Annotated in this window: 16 protein-coding genes; 14 read left to right on the top strand and 2 right to left on the bottom strand. The window is 65.4% G+C overall.

The genetic code is table 11. From position 1 onward, the window contains the following. Nucleotides 1-137: 137 nt before the first annotated feature. From edd to K5H97_RS23455, 11 genes are all read left to right on the top strand, one after another. Nucleotides 138-1,964 carry a phosphogluconate dehydratase gene (gene edd / locus K5H97_RS23505; RefSeq protein ID WP_028691974.1) on the top strand — a complete coding sequence of 609 codons (1,827 nt, stop codon included), beginning with the start codon at nucleotides 138-140 and terminating at the stop codon, nucleotides 1,962-1,964. Next, a complete protein-coding gene (locus tag K5H97_RS23500) occupies nucleotides 1,961-2,917 on the top strand; it encodes a glucokinase (protein WP_028691973.1) in 957 nt (318 codons plus the stop codon). The genes edd and K5H97_RS23500 overlap by 4 nt, the downstream gene beginning before the upstream one ends. 110 nt (nucleotides 2,918-3,027) lie before the next feature. Further along, nucleotides 3,028-3,723, top strand: a complete 696-nt coding sequence (locus K5H97_RS23495) for a response regulator (RefSeq protein ID WP_189662194.1) — start codon at nucleotides 3,028-3,030, stop codon at nucleotides 3,721-3,723. Beyond that, complete coding sequence (locus K5H97_RS23490) at nucleotides 3,707-5,161, top strand: ATP-binding protein (protein WP_028691971.1); 1,455 nt, start codon at nucleotides 3,707-3,709, stop codon at nucleotides 5,159-5,161. Before K5H97_RS23495 ends, K5H97_RS23490 begins: the two co-directional genes overlap by 17 nt. A 116-nt stretch (nucleotides 5,162-5,277) precedes the next feature. Continuing rightward, nucleotides 5,278-6,495 carry a D-mannose isomerase gene (locus tag K5H97_RS23485; RefSeq protein WP_028691970.1) on the top strand — a complete coding sequence of 406 codons (1,218 nt, stop codon included), beginning with the start codon at nucleotides 5,278-5,280 and terminating at the stop codon, nucleotides 6,493-6,495. 115 nt (nucleotides 6,496-6,610) lie between these two features. Then, nucleotides 6,611-7,897: an ABC transporter substrate-binding protein gene (locus K5H97_RS23480; RefSeq protein WP_028691969.1), complete on the top strand. Its 1,287-nt coding sequence runs from the start codon at nucleotides 6,611-6,613 to the stop codon at nucleotides 7,895-7,897. 188 nt (nucleotides 7,898-8,085) lie between these two features. After that, nucleotides 8,086-8,994: a carbohydrate ABC transporter permease gene (locus K5H97_RS23475; protein ID WP_028691968.1), complete on the top strand. Its 909-nt coding sequence runs from the start codon at nucleotides 8,086-8,088 to the stop codon at nucleotides 8,992-8,994. Further along, nucleotides 8,987-9,832: a carbohydrate ABC transporter permease gene (locus tag K5H97_RS23470; RefSeq protein ID WP_028691967.1), complete on the top strand. Its 846-nt coding sequence runs from the start codon at nucleotides 8,987-8,989 to the stop codon at nucleotides 9,830-9,832. The genes K5H97_RS23475 and K5H97_RS23470 overlap by 8 nt, the downstream gene beginning before the upstream one ends. 3 nt (nucleotides 9,833-9,835) lie before the next feature. Further along, complete coding sequence (locus tag K5H97_RS23465; protein ID WP_028691966.1) at nucleotides 9,836-10,984, top strand: ABC transporter ATP-binding protein; 1,149 nt, start codon at nucleotides 9,836-9,838, stop codon at nucleotides 10,982-10,984. Nucleotides 10,985-11,061: 77 nt separating this feature from the next. Beyond that, a complete protein-coding gene (locus tag K5H97_RS23460; protein WP_028691965.1) occupies nucleotides 11,062-12,405 on the top strand; it encodes a carbohydrate porin in 1,344 nt (447 codons plus the stop codon). A 118-nt stretch (nucleotides 12,406-12,523) separates the two neighbouring features. Then, the gene (locus K5H97_RS23455; protein WP_028691964.1) at nucleotides 12,524-13,378 is read left to right on the top strand and encodes a D-hexose-6-phosphate mutarotase; all 855 of its coding nucleotides are present in this window, start codon (nucleotides 12,524-12,526) and stop codon (nucleotides 13,376-13,378) included. Here the strand turns inward: K5H97_RS23455 and hexR are convergent. Further along, on the bottom strand, nucleotides 13,371-14,234 hold the full coding sequence (gene hexR / locus K5H97_RS23450) for a DNA-binding transcriptional regulator HexR (protein WP_172402443.1): 864 nt from the start codon (nucleotides 14,232-14,234) through the stop codon (nucleotides 13,371-13,373). The two genes, K5H97_RS23455 and hexR, sit on opposite strands and share 8 nt — an antisense overlap. 190 nt (nucleotides 14,235-14,424) lie before the next feature. Here hexR and zwf point away from each other — a divergent pair, with 190 nt between their 5' ends. The 3 genes from zwf to K5H97_RS23435 are packed head-to-tail and all read left to right on the top strand — an operon-like array spanning nucleotide 14,425 to nucleotide 17,286. After that, a complete protein-coding gene (gene zwf / locus K5H97_RS23445; RefSeq protein ID WP_028691962.1) occupies nucleotides 14,425-15,894 on the top strand; it encodes a glucose-6-phosphate dehydrogenase in 1,470 nt (489 codons plus the stop codon). After that, entirely contained in the window at nucleotides 15,881-16,594 is a 714-nt protein-coding gene (gene pgl, locus K5H97_RS23440; protein WP_028691961.1) for a 6-phosphogluconolactonase, read from the top strand. The genes zwf and pgl overlap by 14 nt, the downstream gene beginning before the upstream one ends. A 17-nt stretch (nucleotides 16,595-16,611) precedes the next feature. Beyond that, nucleotides 16,612-17,286: a bifunctional 4-hydroxy-2-oxoglutarate aldolase/2-dehydro-3-deoxy-phosphogluconate aldolase gene (locus K5H97_RS23435; RefSeq protein WP_028691960.1), complete on the top strand. Its 675-nt coding sequence runs from the start codon at nucleotides 16,612-16,614 to the stop codon at nucleotides 17,284-17,286. A gap of 61 nt (nucleotides 17,287-17,347) precedes the next feature. On the opposite strand, the gene K5H97_RS23430 is transcribed toward K5H97_RS23435, so the two are convergent. Beyond that, the gene (locus K5H97_RS23430; RefSeq protein WP_003464938.1) at nucleotides 17,348-18,550 is read right to left on the bottom strand and encodes an ISL3 family transposase; all 1,203 of its coding nucleotides are present in this window, start codon (nucleotides 18,548-18,550) and stop codon (nucleotides 17,348-17,350) included. Nucleotides 18,551-18,576 lie beyond the last annotated feature (26 nt).

Below are 18,576 nucleotides of genomic sequence, written 5' to 3'. Positions count from 1 at the left end.
GTTTAAACATACAACGAGTGGTCGGGTCAGCCCCATTTCGAACGGTCCAGGCACCTGTTTCTACAGCCTAGGTCGCAATCGTTTGGAGGGGAAATGGCCAGTGGAGGCCGCCCCACAGTTAGCCTGGAGTCCAGTACATGCATCCGCGCATCCTTGAGGTCACCGAACGGCTGATCGCCCGCAGCCGCCGTACCCGTGAACGCTACCTTGAGCTGATCCGTGGGGCGGCCAGTGACGGACCCATGCGCGCCAGCCTGCAGTGCGCCAACTTCGCCCATGGCGTGGCCGGCTGTGGCGGCGAGGACAAGCAGACCCTGCGCCTGATGAACGCCGCCAACGTGGCCATCGTCTCGGCCTACAACGACATGCTCTCGGCGCACCAGCCGTACCAGCACTTCCCCGAACAGATCAAGCAGGCCCTGCGCGAAGTCGGCTCGGTCGGCCAGTTCGCCGGCGGCGTGCCCGCCATGTGCGATGGCGTGACCCAGGGCGAGCCGGGCATGGAGCTGGCCATCGCCAGCCGCGAAGTGATCGCCATGTCCACCGCCATCGCCCTGTCGCACAACATGTTCGACGCCGCCCTGATGCTGGGCATCTGCGACAAGATCGTTCCCGGCCTGATGATGGGCGCGTTGCGCTTCGGTCATCTGCCGACCATCTTCGTGCCGGGTGGGCCGATGGTCTCGGGCATCTCCAACAAGGAAAAGGCCGATGTGCGCCAGCGCTACGCCGAGGGCAAGGCCACCCGCGAGCAATTGCTCGAATCGGAAATGAAGAGTTACCACGGTCCGGGCACCTGCACCTTCTACGGCACCGCCAACACCAACCAGCTGGTGATGGAGGTGATGGGGCTGCACCTGCCGGGCGCCTCGTTCGTCAACCCGTATACGCCGCTGCGCGACGCCCTCACCGCCGAGGCCGCGCGCCAGGTCACGCGCATGACCAAGGCCAGCGGCAATTTCATGCCCATCGGCGAGATCGTCGACGAAAAGGCGCTGGTCAACTCGATCGTTGCCCTGCACGCCACCGGCGGCTCGACCAACCACACCCTGCACATCCCGGCCATCGCCCAGGCCGCCGGCATCCAGCTGACCTGGCAGGACATGGCCGACCTGTCCGAGGTGGTGCCGACGCTGTCCCACGTCTATCCGAACGGCAAGGCCGACATCAACCACTTCCAGGCCTCCGGCGGCATGGCGTTCCTCATTCGCGAACTGCTCGACGCGGGCCTGCTGCACGAGGACGTCAACACCGTGGCCGGGCATGGCCTGCGCCGCTATACCCAAGAGCCGTTCCTCGAAGATGGCCAACTGGTCTGGCGCGAAGGGCCGAAGGACAGCCTCGACGAAAGCATTCTGCGCCCGGTGGCACGACCGTTCTCCGCCGAGGGCGGCCTGCGGGTCATGGAGGGCAACCTGGGGCGCGGCGTGATGAAGGTATCGGCGGTGGCGCCGGAGCATCGCGTGGTCGAGGCGCCCGCCCGGGTGTTCCACGACCAGCAAGCGCTGGCCGATGCGTTCAAGGCCGGAGAGCTGGAGCGCGACTTCGTCGCCGTGGTGCGCTTCCAGGGCCCGCGTTGCAACGGCATGCCTGAGCTGCACAAGCTGACACCCTTCCTCGGTGTGCTGCAGGATCGCGGCTTCAAGGTGGCGCTGGTTACCGACGGGCGCATGTCCGGCGCCTCGGGCAAGATTCCGGCGGCCATTCACGTGTGCCCGGAAGCCTTCGATGGCGGCCCGCTGGCGCGGGTGCGCGATGGTGATATCGTGCGTGTCGATGGTGCCGAAGGCACGCTGCGGATCATGGTCTCGGCCGAGGAGCTGGCCAGCCGTGAACTGCCCGAGCCGCCCACGGGCAACGACCTGGGCTGCGGGCGCGAGCTGTTCGGCTTCATGCGCGTGGCGTTCAGTTCGGCCGAACAGGGCGCGAGCGCCTTCACCTCGGCCCTGGAGAATCTCAAATGAAGGCCTTGCTGGTCGGCGACATCGGCGGCACCAACGCACGTTTCGCCTTGTGGCGCGACAATGAGCTGCAGGCGGTCCAGGTGCTGGCCACCGCCGACTACACCAGCCCCGAGCAGGCCATCGAGGCCTACCTCGCCGACCAGGGCATTGCCCGTGGCGGCCTGGCGGCGGTGTGCCTGGCAGTGGCCGGCCCCGTGGACGGCGACGAATTCCGCTTCACCAACAACCACTGGCGCCTGAGCCGCAGCGCGTTCTGCCAGACGCTGCAGGTCGAGCGCCTGTTGCTGATCAACGATTTTTCCGCCATGGCCCTGGGCATGACGCGCCTGCGCGACGGTGAGTTCCGCGAGGTCTGCGCAGGCCACGCCGATCCGTCGCGCCCGGCGCTGGTGATCGGCCCCGGCACCGGCCTGGGCGTGGGCAGCCTGCTGCGCCTGGGCGAGCACTGGCTGGCGCTGCCGGGGGAGGGCGGGCATGTCGACCTGCCGGTGGGCAACGCCCGCGAGGCGGCGATCCACCAGGAGATTCACCGGCAGATCGGACATGTCAGCGCCGAGACGGTGCTCAGTGGCGGTGGGTTGGTGCGCTTGTACCAGGCGATCTGTGTGCTCGACGGCGCCACGCCGACGCACAAGACTCCGGCGCAGATTACCGACGCGGCCCTGGCCAGCGAGCCCCGGGCACTGGCGGTGATCGAGCAGTTCTGCCGCTTCCTCGGGCGGGTGGCGGGCAACAATGTGCTCACCCTGGGCGCCCGGGGTGGGGTCTACATTGTCGGTGGGGTGATTCCGCGTTTCGCCGAGTTGTTCCTGGGCAGCGGATTCGCCGCGAGTTTCGCCGACAAGGGCTGCATGAGTGGTTATTTCGCCGGGGTGCCGGTATGGCTGGTGACGGCGGAGTTTTCCGGGTTGTTGGGTGCCGGGGTGGCCTTGCAGCAAGCGTTGGATCATTGAGCGTCATCGCGGGGCAAGTCGCATCGGCGATTGGCCCTCACAGCAGACACTAAGATCTGCGAATAACAAGAGGACTGACCATTGTGACCACTGCCGGCAAATCGATCCTGATGGTCGATGACGACCAGGACATCCGCGAACTGTTGCAGACCTACCTCGCCCGCTGCGGCCTGCAGGTCCATGCCGAACCCGATGGCCAGGGCTTTCGCCGTGCCCTGGATGCCAACCCCTATGACCTGGTGATCCTCGACGTGATGCTGCCCGACGAGGATGGCTTCAGCCTGTGCCGCTGGGTCCGCCAGCATCCACGCCAGGCGCGGGTGCCGATCATCATGCTCACCGCCAGTTCCGACGAGGCCGACCGGGTCATCGGCCTGGAGCTGGGTGCCGACGACTACCTCGGCAAACCCTTCAGTCCACGTGAACTGCAGGCGCGCATCAAGGCCTTGCTGCGTCGCGCCGATTTCGCTCAGGCGGCGCCGGCCAGCGCGGTACTGGCCTTCGACGACTGGCGCCTGGACACGGTCAGCCATCGCCTGTTCCACCGCGATGGCGAAGAGGTGATCCTCTCCGGCGCCGACTTCGCCCTGCTCAAGCTGTTCCTCGACCACCCGCAGCAGATTCTCGACCGCGACACCATCGGCAACGCCACCCGCGGGCGCGAGCCGATGCCGCTGGACCGTATCGTCGACATGGCGGTCAGTCGCCTGCGCCAGCGCCTGCGCGACACGGAAAAACCCCCTCGGCTGATCCGCACCGTGCGCGGCAGCGGCTACCTGCTGGCGGCCAATGTCTGCCCGGCCTAGCGAACGCCGCTGGCGCCTGCTGCCGCGCTCGCTTCTGGGGCGCATGCTGCTGCTGACCTTGCTGGTGGTGTTGCTGGCCCAGGGGCTGTCGAGCCTGATCTGGGTGGCGCAACTGCGCGCCAGCCAGCTGCAGGGCCTGCGTGCCAGCGCCGGCAGCCTGGCTCATTCGATGAGCGCCAGCGTCAGCTACTTCCGTTCGCTGCCGGTGGCCTACCGGCCCATGGTCCTCGACCAGTTGCGCAGCATGGGCGGAACGCGCTTCTTCGTTTCGCTCAACGTCAAGCCGCTGGATATGCCGGTGCTGCCGATCACCCCGCGCAAGCAGGCGGTGATCGACGTGTTCCAGGACGTGTTGCATGAGCGCCTGGGCCAGCAGATGGAAATCTCCGTCGAATTCGTCAGCCCCGACGACCTGCGGATCTTCAACAGCGGCCTGAAGCTCGATGAGCTGCCTCGCTCCTGGGCGCACTACTCGTTGACCCTGGAGCCGCTCAACCCGCCGGTGCTGGTGACCCAGATCCGCCTGGGTGAGGGCGAGTGGCTGTACATCGCCTCGCTGCTGCCCGAGCCTTACACCAGCCTCGAGGCCGAGCGCCTGCCGCGTCAGCAGATCGGCTTCATTGCCATGACCACTGCCCTGCTGTTGCTGTTCATCGGCCTGTTGGTGCATTGGCAGAGCCGGCCGCTCAAGCGCCTGGCGCGGGCGGCGCGGGAAATGTCGCTGGGCGCCGATGTGGCCCCGGTGGCCGAGGGCGGCGGCAGCGAAGTGGTCGAGGTGGGGCGGGCGTTCAACAGCATGCGCGAGCGGATCAGCCGCTATCTCACCGAGCGCGCCCAGCTGTTCAGCGCCATCTCTCATGACTTGCGCACACCGATCACGCGCCTGCGGCTGCGGGTCGAACTGCTCGAGGACGAGAAGCTGCAAGCGAAGTTCAGCCGCGACCTCGACGAGCTGGAGCTGCTGGTCAAGGGGGCGCTGCAATGCGTCAAGGACACCGACATTCACGAGAACATCGAGCCGATTGACCTCAACCAGGTGCTGGAGATGCTCGCCGAGCCTTACCTCGGCGACGGGCGCATCACCCTCGAGGGGCAGGCGCTGGCACCGTACCTCGGCAAGTCACTGGCCCTGCGCCGCTGCATCGGCAACCTGATCGATAACGCCATAAAGTACGGCGAGCGGGCGCACCTGCGGATTCTCGACAGTGCCGAGAGCTTTGTCCTGCAGGTGGACGACCAGGGGCCGGGGGTGCCGGAGCAGCGCCTGGAGCAGGTGTTCGAGCCGCATTTCCGGCTGGCCGGGCAGCAGCAGGGCTATGGGCTGGGGCTGGGGATCGCGCGCAACATTGCCCACAGCCATGGTGGCGAGGTGAGCCTGTTCAACCTGCGTGAGGGTGGACTGCGGGTGACCTTGTACCTACCCCGTACAACCGATTGACACGCTCCTACCGGGGCCTGATGTCACTAGATGGTGACAATCGAGCCGGTCTTCGTGACATGCCAGCCAGGACGGCTGACTAGAATCGGCTGACAACAACAAGGAAGACCACGTCCATGGCCAACCGCTGGATCGACTCCCCGACACACCATGCCTGGCTCGACGCCGAGGCCCTGCGCCTGCTTGCCTTCGCCAGGGCTTCGCGCCTGCCCCAGGGGTTCGGCAACCTCGACGACGAAGGCCGCCTGCCCCGTTGCGCCCTGGCCGAGACCATGAACACCGCGCGCATGACCCATAGCTTCGCCCTGGCGCATATCCAGGGCGTTCCGGGTTGCCGCGAGCTGGTCGAGCATGGCGTCGAGGCCCTGCTGGGCCCGCTGCGCGACCAGGAGCACGACGGCTGGTACGCCCAGCCCGAAGGCCACGGCGACACTGGCAAGGCCGCCTACCTGCATGCCTTCGTCGCCCTTGCCGCCAGCTCGGCGGTGGTAGCGGGTATCACGCAGGCCCAGGCACTGCTCGATGCCGTGGTCCGGGTCATCGAGCAGCGCTTCTGGTGCGAGGAGGAGGGCGCCTTGCGCGAGTCGTTCTCCCGCGACTGGGGGCACGCGGAGGCTTACCGTGGCGCCAACAGCAACATGCACGGCGTCGAGGCGTTTCTCGCCCTGGCCGATGTGACCGGCGACACGCTGTGGCTGCGCCGCGCCCTGCGGATCGTCGAACGCTTGATCCTGGCCCAGGCCGCCGCCGATGGTTTGCGGGTCACCGAGCATTTCGACGCGCTCTGGCAGGCGTTACCCGACTACAACCGTGACAACCCCGCCGACGGCTTCCGTCCCTACGGCACCACGCCCGGCCATGCCTTCGAATGGGCCCGTCTGGTGCTGCACCTGGAAGCGGCCCTGCAGCGGGCGCAATTGCCGGCGCCGGCTGCTTTGCTGCCCGCCGCCAGGGGCCTGTTCGACAGTGCCTGCCGCCATGCCTGGCAGGCTGATGGCGCCCCGGGGCTGGTCTATACACTGGACTGGCGCAACCGACCGGTGGTGCGCGAACGCCTGCACTGGGTGCATGCCGAGGCCAGCGCCACCGCCGCGGCCCTGTTGCGACGTACCGGCGAGGCGCAATATGAACATTGGTATCGCTGCTTCTGGGACTTCATCGCCAGCCACTTCATCGACCGCGGCCACGGCAGTTGGCATCACGAGCTGGACCCGGCGCTGCTGCCCAGCGCGCGGATCTGGGGCGGCAAACCCGACCTCTACCACGCCTACCAGGCCCTGCTGCTGCCCCGCCTGCCGCTGGCGCCGAGCCTGGCCACGGCCCTGGCTTTGTAACCAAACGATGACATTCGCGCATCCGTTCGTTACCTGGCGGCGGGCGCGGGCTCCCTACACTCCATGCCATGCAAGCGACAGTCTTGCCTCGCATAACAACAAGAAAGGTATTCCCATGCATTCGACGCTTCGTCTCGCCGCCGCGATCTCCTTTGCCTCCCTGTTTTCCCTCAGTGCCCAGGCCGCCGATTCCAAAGGCAGTGTGGAAGTCGTCCATTGGTGGACCTCCGGCGGTGAAAAGGCCGCGGTCGATGTGCTCAAGGCCCAGGTCGAGAAGGACGGTTTCACCTGGAAGGACGGCGCCGTGGCCGGGGGCGGTGGCTCTACCGCCATGACCGTGCTCAAGAGTCGCGCGGTGGCCGGTAACCCCCCTGGAGTGGCGCAGATCAAAGGCCCGGATATCCAGGAGTGGGCATCCACCGGCCTGCTCGACACCGATGTGCTCAAGGACGTTGCCAAGGAAGAGAAGTGGGATAGCCTGCTCGACAAGAAAGTCGCCGACACCGTGAAGTACGACGGCGACTATGTGGCCGTGCCGGTGAACATCCACCGTATCAACTGGCTGTGGATCAATCCGGAAGTGTTCAAGAAGGCCGGTATCGACAAGGCCCCGACCACCCTCGATGAATTCTACGCCGCTGCCGACAAGCTCAAGACCGCCGGTTTCATCCCACTGGCCCACGGTGGCCAGCCGTGGCAGGACAGCACCGTGTTCGAGAATGTGGTGCTCTCGGTGATGGGCGTCGAGGGTTACAAGAAGGCCCTTGTCGAACTGGACAAGGATGCCCTGACCGGTCCCGAGATGGTCAAGGCGCTCACCGAGCTGAAGAAAGTCGCCACCTACATGGACCCTGACGGCAAGGGCCAGGACTGGAACTTGGAGGCGGCCAAGGTCATCAACGGCAAGGCCGGGATGCAGATCATGGGCGACTGGGCCAAGAGCGAATGGACCCTGGCCAAGAAGACCGCCGGCAAGGACTACCAGTGCGTGGCCTTCCCAGGCACCGACCAGGCCTTCCTCTACAACATCGACTCGCTGGTGGTGTTCAAGCAGAAGGACAAGGGTACCGCAGCGGGCCAGCAGGACATCGCCCGCAAGGTGCTGGGCGAGGACTTCCAGAAGGTCTTCAGCATCAACAAAGGCTCGATCCCGGTGCGTAACGACATGCTCGCCGACATGGGCAAGTACGGTTTCGACAGCTGCGCCCAGACCGCGGCCAAGGACTTCCTGGCCGACGCCAAGACCGGCGGCCTGCAACCGAGCATGGCGCACAACATGGCCACCACGCTGGCGGTGCAGGGGGCGTTCTTCGATGTGGTGACCAACTACATCAACGATCCTAAGGCCGATCCTGCGGATGCGGCGAAGAAACTCTACTCGGCGGTGAAGGCGGCTCAGTAGTCCTTGTCTGGCGAGGCTTCCTGTGGGAGCGGCCTTGTGTCGCGAAAGGACCGCGTAGCGGTCCCGGAACCCAGCAGGACAGTCCCTCCGGCTTAGCTCATCAAGCCCCGGGGCTGCTGCGCAGCCCTCTCGCGACGCAAGGCCGCTCCCACAGGGCTCCGAGTCGTTCTCGAAACGAGATCTGAACCATGACCACAGCAACCGCCCGCCTGCGGGCATCCCCCCTGGACGCGCTGCAGCGCTGGCTACCGAAGCTGGTGCTGGCGCCGAGCATGTTCATCGTCCTGGTGGGTTTCTACGGCTACATCCTGTGGACCTTCGTCCTCTCGTTCACCACCTCGACCTTCCTGCCTACTTACAAGTGGGCGGGCCTGGCGCAGTACGCCCGGCTGTTCGACAACGACCGCTGGTGGGTGGCGAGCAAGAACCTGCTGCTGTTCGGTGGACTGTTCATCGGCATCACCCTGGCCATCGGCGTGTTCCTTGCCGTGCTGCTTGACCAGCGCATCCGCCGCGAAGGTTTCATCCGCACCATTTACCTGTATCCCATGGCCCTGTCGATGATCGTCACCGGTACCGCCTGGAAGTGGCTGCTCAACCCCGGCATGGGTCTGGACAAGCTGCTTCGCGACTGGGGCTGGGAAGGCTTTCGCCTGGACTGGCTGATCGACCCCGATCGCGTGGTCTACTGCCTGGTGATCGCCGCCGTGTGGCAGGCCTCGGGATTCATCATGGCGATGTTCCTCGCCGGTCTGCGTGGCGTCGACCCGTCGATCATCCGCGCCGCCCAGCTCGACGGCGCCAGCCTGCCGCGCATCTACTGGACCGTGGTGCTGCCCAGCCTGCGCCCGGTGTTCTTCAGCTCGCTGATGATCCTTTCGCACATCGCGATCAAGAGCTTCGACCTGGTGGCGGCGATGACTGCTGGTGGCCCGGGCTACTCCTCGGACCTGCCGGCCATGTTCATGTACTCGTTCACCTTCAGCCGCGGGCAGATGGGCATGGGCTCGGCCAGCGCGATCCTCATGCTGGGCGCCATCCTGGCAATCCTCGTGCCTTACCTGTACTCCGAGCTGCGGGGGAAACGCCATGACTAGCCCGATCGACAAACCGGCGCTGAACCTCAGCCGCGTCGCCGTCCACGCCGTGCTGCTGCTGGCCGTGCTGCTGTACCTGGTGCCGCTGGTGGTGATGCTGCTGACCAGCTTCAAGACCCCCGAGGACATCGGCAGCGGCAACCTGCTGAGCTGGCCCACCGTGTTCACCGCCATCGGCTGGAGCAAGGCCTGGGCCACGGTCAGCGGCTACTTCGTCAACTCGATCCTGATCACCGTGCCGGCGGTATTGATTTCCACGGCCATTGGCGCGCTCAACGGCTATGTGCTGTCGATGTGGCGCTTCCGTGGCTCGCAGCTGTTCTTCGGCCTGTTGCTGTTCGGCTGCTTCCTGCCGTTCCAGACCGTGCTGCTGCCGGCCTCGTTCACCCTCGGCAAGCTGGGCCTGGCCAGCACCACCAGCGGGCTGGTGCTGGTGCATGTGGTGTACGGCCTGGCCTTCACCACGCTGTTCTTCCGCAACTACTACGTGAGCATCCCCGAGGCGCTGGTCAAGGCCGCGCGGCTGGACGGCGCCGGGTTCTTCACCATCTTCGGGCGGATCATCCTGCCGATGTCGACGCCGATCATCATGGTCTGCCTGATCTGGCAGTTCACCCAGATCTGGAACGACTTCCTGTTCGGCGTGGTGTTCTCCAGCGGCGACTCGCAACCGATCACCGTGGCCCTCAACAACCTGGTCAACACCAGCACCGGGGCCAAGGAATACAACGTCGACATGGCCGCGGCGATGATCGCCGGGCTGCCGACGCTGCTGGTCTACGTGGTCGCGGGCAAGTATTTCGTGCGCGGGCTGACCGCCGGCGCGGTCAAGGGGTAAGTCATGGCAACACTCGAACTTCGCAATGTGCACAAGACCTACGGCGTGGGCCTGCCGGACACGCTCAAGGACATCCAGCTGGCGATCAAGGACGGCGAGTTCCTGATCCTGGTCGGCCCCTCGGGCTGCGGCAAGTCGACGCTGATGAACTGCATCGCCGGCCTTGAGAGTATCAGTGGCGGGGCGATCCTCATCGACGACGAGGACGTCAGCGGCATGAGCCCCAAGGACCGCGACATCGCCATGGTGTTCCAGTCCTACGCGCTGTACCCGACCATGAACGTGCGCGACAACATCGCCTTCGGCCTGAAGATCCGCAAGATGTCCCAGGCCGCCATCGACGAAGAGGTGGCGCGGGTCGCCAAGCTGCTGCAGATCGAGCACCTGCTCGAGCGCAAGCCCGGGCAGCTGTCCGGTGGCCAGCAACAGCGCGTGGCCATGGGCCGGGCGCTGGCGCGCCGGCCAAAGATCTACCTGTTCGACGAGCCGCTGTCGAACCTCGATGCCAAGCTGCGGGTGGAGATGCGCACCGAGATCAAGCTGATGCACCAGCGCCTGAAGACCACCACGGTGTACGTCACCCACGACCAGATCGAGGCGATGACGCTCGGTGACAAGGTGGCGGTGATGAAGGACGGCATCATCCAGCAGTTCGGCACGCCGCAGCAGATCTACAACGACCCGGCCAACCTGTTCGTCGCCAGCTTCATTGGCTCGCCGCCGATGAATTTCATTCCGGTGCGCTTGACGAAGCAGGACGGTCGCGTGCTGGCGCTGCTCGACAGCGGCCAGGCGCGCTGCGAGCTGCCGCTGGGCGTGGTGGCGGACGAGCTGGAAGGTCGCGAGATCATCCTCGGCGTGCGCCCGGAGCAGATCGCCCTGGGGGCGGAGCAGGGCAATGGCCTGCCGGGCATCCGCGCCGAAGTGCAGGTCACCGAGCCCACCGGCCCGGACCTGCTGGTGTTCGTCACCCTCAATCAAACCAAGGTCTGCTGCCGTCTGGCGCCGGATGTGGCATGCCGGGTCGGTGACAGCCTCAACCTGCAGTTCGACCCGGCGCGGGTTCTGCTGTTCGACGCCGGCAGCGGCGAACGCCTGGACCTTGCCGCCACCGCCGTGAAGGACAACGTGACGCGTTTCAAAGGCCGTTAAGAACGGCGGCCGCTCCCACAGGAAAGATCAGGCCGTTGATTCGTTCTGTTAATAACAAGAAAAGAGGACGCAAAGGGATGGAACATCGCAATCGCATCAGGACACTGGGCTCACTGGCACTGCTGGCCGTGGTCGGCAGCAGCGGGGCCCAGGCCGCCGAGGCTTTCTCGTCGGAATCGAAATGGATGACCGGCGACTGGGGCGGCACCCGCACCGAGTTGCTGGAGAAGGGCTACGACTTCACCCTCGACTACGTCGGCGAGGTGGCCGGCAACCTGCACGGCGGCTACAACAACGACAAGACCGCGCGCTACAGCGACCAGTTCGCCCTGGGTGCGCACCTGGACCTGGAGAAGATCTTCGGCTGGAAGGACACCGAGTTCAAGCTGGCGATCACCGAGCGTAGCGGCCGCAACCTGTCCAACGACCGCATCAGCGACCCGCGTGCCGGGCAGTTCAGCTCGGTGCAGGAAGTCTGGGGGCGCGGCCAGACCTGGCGCCTGACCCAGATGTGGGTCAAGCAGAAGTACTTCGACGGCGCGCTGGATGTGAAAGTCGGCCGCTTCGGCGAGGGCGAGGACTTCAACAGCTTCCCCTGCGACTTCCAGAACCTGGCCTTCTGCGGCTCGCAGGTGGGCAACTGGGTCGGCGGCATCTGGTACAACTGGCCGGTCAGCCAGTGGGCGCTGCGGGTCAAGTACAACATCACCCCGGAATTCTTCGTCCAGGTCGGCGCCTACGAGCAGAACCCGTCGAACCTGGAGACCGGCAACGGCTTCAAGCTCAGCGGCAGTGGCACCAAGGGCGCGATCCTGCCGGTGGAGGCGGTGTGGTCGCCGAAGGTCAACGGCCTGCCGGGCGAGTACCGCCTGGGCTACTACTACAGCACCGCCAAGGCCGACGACGTGTACGACGACATCAACGGCAACCCGCAGGCGCTGACCGGCGCGGCGTTCAAGTCGCACTCCAGCAAGCACGGCTGGTGGGTGGTGGCGCAGCAGCAGGTCACCGCCCATGCCGGCGACGTCAATCGCGGCCTGAGCCTGTTCGCCAACTTCACCGTGCACGACAAGGCCACCAACGTGGTCGACAACTACCAGCAGGTCGGCCTGGTCTACAAAGGTGCCTTCGACGCCCGACCCAAGGACGACATCGGCTTCGGCATCGCCCGCATCCACGTCAATGACGACGTGAAGAAGCGCGCCGAGCTGCTCAATGCCCAGAGCGGTATCAACGACTACGACAATCCGGGCTTCGTGCCGCTGCAGCACACCGAGTACAACGCCGAACTCTACTACGGCTTCCACGTCACCAACTGGCTGACCGTGCGGCCGAACCTGCAGTACATCAAGAGCCCGGGCGGTGTGGACGACGTGGATAACGCGCTGGTCGCGGGGTTGAAGATTCAGTCGTCATTCTGAGAAAAATTGTTGTAAATTTACGCCATCCATCTCGACCTACCGCTAACCACTGGCCAGCAGTGGTTAGCGGGCACGGGGTGAGACAGCGCTATCTCAAACAACAAAAGAGCTCAGAACCATGCCTGAACATCCGCTACATCGCTTCTTCACCTCGCAACGGCCCAGGCCGACCTTCGAGTGGGAGCGTTACCAGCAGCGCGATGTGCTGATCATCGACCACCCAAGCTGCCAAGCGGTGTTCAGCCGCCAGGGCGCGCAACTGCTGCATTTCCAGCCGGCCGGCGAGAAGCCCTGGCTGTGGTGCGCCGAGCAGTGGCCGCAGGTGGGCGCCATCCGCGGTGGCGTGCCGGTGTGCTGGCCATGGTATGGCCGTCATCCCAGCGAGGACCTGTGGCCGGCCCACGGCTGGGCGCGCCTGCTGGACTGGAAGCTGGTGGACAGCCTTGAGGACGAGCAGGGCGTGGCCCTCAAGTGGCGCCTGGACCTGTGCGACTGGCAGGTCGACCTGCACGCCCGGCTTGGCGCGAGCATGGAACTGAGCCTGAGCACCGAGCACCAGGACAGCGAGCCGTGTCAGCTGAGCCATGCGCTGCTGGCCTACTGGCGAATCAGCGACGTGTCGAAGATAGCGCTGTCCGGGCTCGAGGATATCCAAGGCTACGATCGCCTCAATCGCCAGGCCTGCCGCGAGGACGGCGCGCTGACCCTCAAGGGCGGTTGCCAGAAAGTCTATCCCGGCACACCCAAGGTGCAGTTGCAGGATCCGGACTGGCAGCGCGAGCTGTGCATCGACACCGGCGACAGCGATGACACTGTGGTCTGGCACCCGGGCAATCGCCCGTTGATGGGCGTGACCGGGCGCGAATGCCAGGGCTTCGTCTGCGTCGAGGCGGCCAGCGGCAGTGGCGAGGGCCTGAGCCTGGCGCCGGGGGAGCGGGCGCACCTGCGGCTGCAGGCGCACCGGCTCAGTTGAGGTCGTCGTCCTCGATCGGGTAGCGACTGGCGTTGAGGCTTTCCTTGATCTTGCGCAGGTGCGGCTGGAAGTCCACGCCGCGGCGCAGGGTCATGCCGGTGGCCAGCACGTCGAGCACGGTGAGCTGGATGATCCGCGAGGTCATCGGCATGTAGATGTCGGTGTCTTCCGGCAGCGGGATGTGCAGGCTCAGGCTGCAGGCCTGGGCCAGGGGCGAGCCGGCGGCGGTCAGGCCGAGCACCGAGGCGCCGTTTTCCCGGGCCAGGCGCGCCACCTCGACCAGTTCGCGGGTGCGCCCGGTGTAGGAAATGATCACGAACAGATCGCCGGTGTGGGCAACCGAGGCCAGCATGCGCTGCATCAGCACGTCGGCATGGGCCGACACGGCGAGGTTGAAGCGGAAGAACTTGTGCTGGGCGTCGAGGGCCACCGGGGCCGAGGCGCCGAGGCCGAAGAAGTGGATCTGCCGGGCCTGGATCATCATGTCCACGGCGCGGCTGACCTGCTGCGGGTCGAGCGCCTGGCATGCGCTGTCCAGCGAGGCGATGGCGCTGCCGAAAATCTTCTGGGTGTAGGCGGCCGGATCGTCATCGGCCTCCACCGCGCGGCTGACATAGGCGGCCCCGCTGGCCAGGCTCTGCGCCAGCTGCAGCTTGAGCTCGGGGTAGCCGCTGACGCCGAACGAGCGGCAGAAGCGGTTGACCGTCGGTTCGCTGACCTTGGCCGCCTGGGCCAAGGCGGCGATGCTGAAGCGGGTGGCCTGTTGCGGGTTGAGCAGGATGACTTCGGCGACTTTGCGTTCGGCCTTGTTCAGCTCGTCGAGGCGGCCCTGGATCTGTTCCAGGAGGTTGCGCACGCGGTCCATGGTGTGTCCTTGGGTCGGAAGCTGGCTTTTTGCGGTGGCGTGTATCGTACTGTCGGTAAGATTGTCACACCACTTGTCTGTAATGGCTGTATTCGATGTTGTGGTTTTTACTACATTAACCCTTGAAATGCAGGGTTGAAACCGGTATTCCTAGTCCAACATTTATAAAAGAACCAACATCATGGCCGCGATCAGTGTCGAACCCTGCACCTTCGCCCTCTTTGGCGCCCTCGGCGACCTGGCGTTGCGCAAGCTGTTTCCCGCGCTCTACCAGCTCGACCGCGCCGACCTCCTGCACCCGGATACCCGCCTGCTGGCCCTGGCCCGCGAGCCGGGCAGCGTGCAGGACCACCTGAACAGCATCGAGGCCCATCTGCGCCGCCATGTGCCGGAGGCCGAGATCGATGCCGCTTCCCTGGGGCGCTTCCTCGGGCGCCTGAGCTACCTGCACCTGGACTTCGTCGAGCCGGAGGGCTACCAGGCCCTGGCCGAACAGGCGCCGAGCGGGCAGCCGCTGATCGCCTACTTCGCCACGGCGGCGGCGGTCTACGGCGCGATCTGCGAGAACCTCGACAAGGCCGGCCTGGCCTCGCGCACCCGCGTGGTGCTGGAAAAGCCCATTGGCCACGATCTGGAGTCGTCGCGCCGGGTCAACGACGCCGTGGCGCGGTTCTTCCCCGAGAGCCGGGTCTACCGCATCGACCACTACCTGGGCAAGGAGACGGTGCAGAACCTGATCGCCCTGCGCTTCGCCAACAGCCTGTTCGAAACCCAGTGGAACCAGAATTCCATCTCCCACGTGGAGATCACCGTCGCCGAGAAGGTCGGCATCGAGGGCCGCTGGGGTTACTTCGACAAGGCCGGCCAGCTGCGCGACATGATCCAGAACCACCTGCTGCAGCTGCTCTGCCTGATCGCCATGGACCCGCCCAGCGACCTGTCGGCCGACAGCATCCGCGATGAGAAGGTCAAGGTGCTCAAGGCACTGGCACCGATCACCGGCGAAGGCCTGAGCACCCATGTGGTGCGCGGCCAGTACATTGCCGGCTTCAGTGACGGCAAGCCGGTGCCGGGCTACCTGGAAGAGGACAACGCCAACGCCCAGAGCGATACCGAGACCTTCGTCGCCCTGCGCGCCGATATCCGCAACTGGCGCTGGTCGGGGGTGCCGTTCTACCTGCGCACCGGCAAGCGCATGCCGCAGAAGCTGTCGCAGATCGTCATCCACTTCAAGGAAACCCCGCACTACATCTTCGCCCCGGAACAGCGTTTGCAGATCGGCAACAAGCTGATCATCCGCCTGCAGCCGGACGAAGGCATTTCGCTGCGGGTGATGACCAAGGAACAGGGCCTGGACAAGGGGATGCAGCTGCGCAGCGGTCCGCTGCAACTGAACTTCTCCGACACCTGGCGCAGCGCGCGGATTCCGGATGCCTACGAGCGTCTGCTGCTGGAAGTGATGCGCGGCAACCAGAACCTGTTCGTGCGCAAGGACGAGATCGAATACGCCTGGAAATGGTGCGATCAGCTGATCGCCGGCTGGAAGACCAGCGGCGACGCGCCCAAGCCCTATGCGGCCGGTTCCTGGGGGCCGATGAGCTCGATTGCATTGATCACTCGCGATGGGAGGGCCTGGTATGGCGATATCTGAACTGCAACTGCCGGCGACGGTGAAGGCGCATCAGCTGGCTGATGCGAAAACCCTGGCGGCGACCCTGGCCCATGATGTGGCCGAGCGCCTGCGCCAGGCCATCGCCCGCAAGGGCCAGGCCTGCGTGGTGCTGTCCGGCGGCCGCAGCCCGGTGGCGTTTCTCGAGAAGCTGGCGGCAGAGGCGCTGGACTGGTCGAAGGTCACCGTGAGCCTGGCGGACGAGCGCTGGGTACCGGTGGAACACGACGACAGCAATGCCGGCCTGCTGGCCCGTCACCTGCTCAAGGGCGGTGCGGCCAAGGCGCGTTTCATCGGCCTGTACCAGAGCGCCGCGACCCTGGAGGCCGCCGCCGAGCAGGCCGACCAGGTCCTCGCCGATCTGCCGCCGATCGATGTGCTGGTGCTGGGCATGGGCGACGACGGCCACACGGCTTCGCTGTTCCCGGCCAGCCCCAACCTGCGCCAGGGCCTGGCCAAGGTCGGCGAGCGTCGCTGCCTGCCGATGCTGGCGCCGAGCGTGCCGCACCAGCGCCTGAGTATGACCCGCGCGCTGCTGGCCGGCGCCGGTTTCATCGCCCTGTCCGTGCAAGGCGCGGGCAAGCTCACCACCTTGCGTGCTGCCCTGGCGGCCGAAGACCCTACCGAAATGCCGATTCGCGCCTTTCTTCACGACCCCCTGGACATCTACTGGTGCCCATGAGCCAAGGACCCATTGTCATGACCACCCTCGAACGCCCACAGCCTTTGCTCTCGATGGCCGACAAAGCCGCGCGGATCGACACGATCTGCGACAAGGCGCGCATCCTGCCGGTGATCACCATCGCCCGTGAGGAAGACATCCTGCCCCTGGCCGACGCCCTGGCCGCAGGCGGCATCCGCACCCTGGAAGTGACCCTGCGCTCGCAACATGGCCTGAAGGCCATCCAGGTGCTGCGTGAGCAGCGCCCCGAGCTGTGCGTCGGTGCCGGTACCGTGCTCGACCGTGGCATGTTCGCCGCCGTCGAGGCCGCTGGCGCGCAGTTCGTCGTTACCCCGGGCATCACCCAGGACATCCTCGAAGCGGGCGTGGACAGCGACATTCCGCTGCTGCCGGGTATCAGCACGCCGTCGGAGATCATGATGGGCTATGCCCTCGGCTACCGTCGCTTCAAGCTGTTCCCGGCGGAGATCAGTGGTGGCGTGGCGGCGATCAAGGCCTTTGCCGGCCCATTCGGCGACATTCGCTTCTGCCCGACCGGTGGGGTGAACCCGGCCAACGTGCGCAACTACATGGCGCTGCCCAATGTGATGTGCGTGGGCGGCACCTGGATGCTCGACAGCAGCTGGATCAAGAACGGCGACTGGGCGCGGATCGAGGCGTGTAGCGCCGAGGCGATGGCATTGCTGGACTGACAGATTTCGTTGTGTGCTACACGGCTTGTGGGGCGCTTGGTCGGCGCCCCTTTTTTTTGGTTCATCGCGCTTTCCCGGGGAAGGCAGCCTTGATTTTCAGGAAAAAGTATTCCGAGTCCCGAAAACCATAGGCCATACGCTTGATCACCTTGATGCGGTTGTTGACGCCCTCAAGGACGCTGGTATGCATATGGAAGTTGGCACTGGCGAGGATGCCTCGGGCGTATTTGCGCAGGTTGCGAGCGAAGCGCTGTAGCGGCGCGAGGCCGCTGTCCCGGGCGTGCCGCAACCAGGTTCGCCAGCGGCGCCAGCCCTCTCGTACGCTGGGGGCGAACCAGACATCCTTCAGCGCATCCTTGAGGACATAGACCGTAGCCAGCGGCTGGTTGGCCGCGAGTAGTTCTTGAAGCTGCACGGCTTGTCCGTCCTTCAGGTTGTTGCGATTGCGCAGCAGCAGCCAGCGGCTTTGCTTGACCGCCTTTCGTGCCGGCTTGTCTTCGCGCAGGAGGTTGGCCTGGTCAACCCGGATACGGTCGATCACATCCCGACCGTAGCGCGCGACGACGTGAAACAGGTCGTACACCACTTCGGCTTGCGGGCAATGCTTCTTCACCTCCAAATCAAAAGCCGTGTTCATGTCCATGGCCACCGCCTCTATCTGCTGGCAGTGCTTGCCGAGCAATTCAAAGAACGGGCGGACCGCCTCGCGGCTGTTGCCGTGGCCGACCCACAATACCCGCGTTCGCTCGGCATCCATGATGACCGTGGCATAGCGATGCCCTTTGTGCAGGGCGAACTCGTCCATCACCAGGCGGCGGACACCGGTTGAATCGAAGTTGCCTACCTCGGCTTGAAGGCGTCGTTTATCGAGCGTTTTGAGGGTGTGCCAATGCAGGCCGGTGAGCTGGCTGACGTGGCTGATCGGCAGCAGCCGCAGCAAGCTTTCGAGCCATATCCGTAACCGCTGGGTCAGCCGAGATGCTGGCTCCAACCAGTCGATCCGCTCGGTCACCCGCCCACAACTCAGGCAATCGACTCGGCGCACTGGTAGTTGAAGCAGGACGCGCTGATCGAACAGATCACGATCACGCACCAGACGAATCCGGCGATCGTGAATCAACGGGCTGAACTGGCCACAACGCCCGCACTTAGGAAGAGAGCCGGCTTGAGGTTCAAGCTCAATGAGGAGGGTGTTATCGGTAGATGGGCGACAGGTAACGGCGTCGTAGCCTGGCCAGAAAGCGGCAAGATCAATAGGATGCACGGCGACAGCAGGGACAGGTGAAGGGT

Origin of the sequence: Pseudomonas mosselii, assembly GCF_019823065.1 — a bacterium.
In the GTDB taxonomy this organism is placed as follows: Bacteria; Pseudomonadota; Gammaproteobacteria; order Pseudomonadales; family Pseudomonadaceae; genus Aquipseudomonas; species Aquipseudomonas mosselii.
Note: the sequence above shows the minus strand (reverse complement) of the source record. Positions and strands in the feature narration are given on the sequence as shown.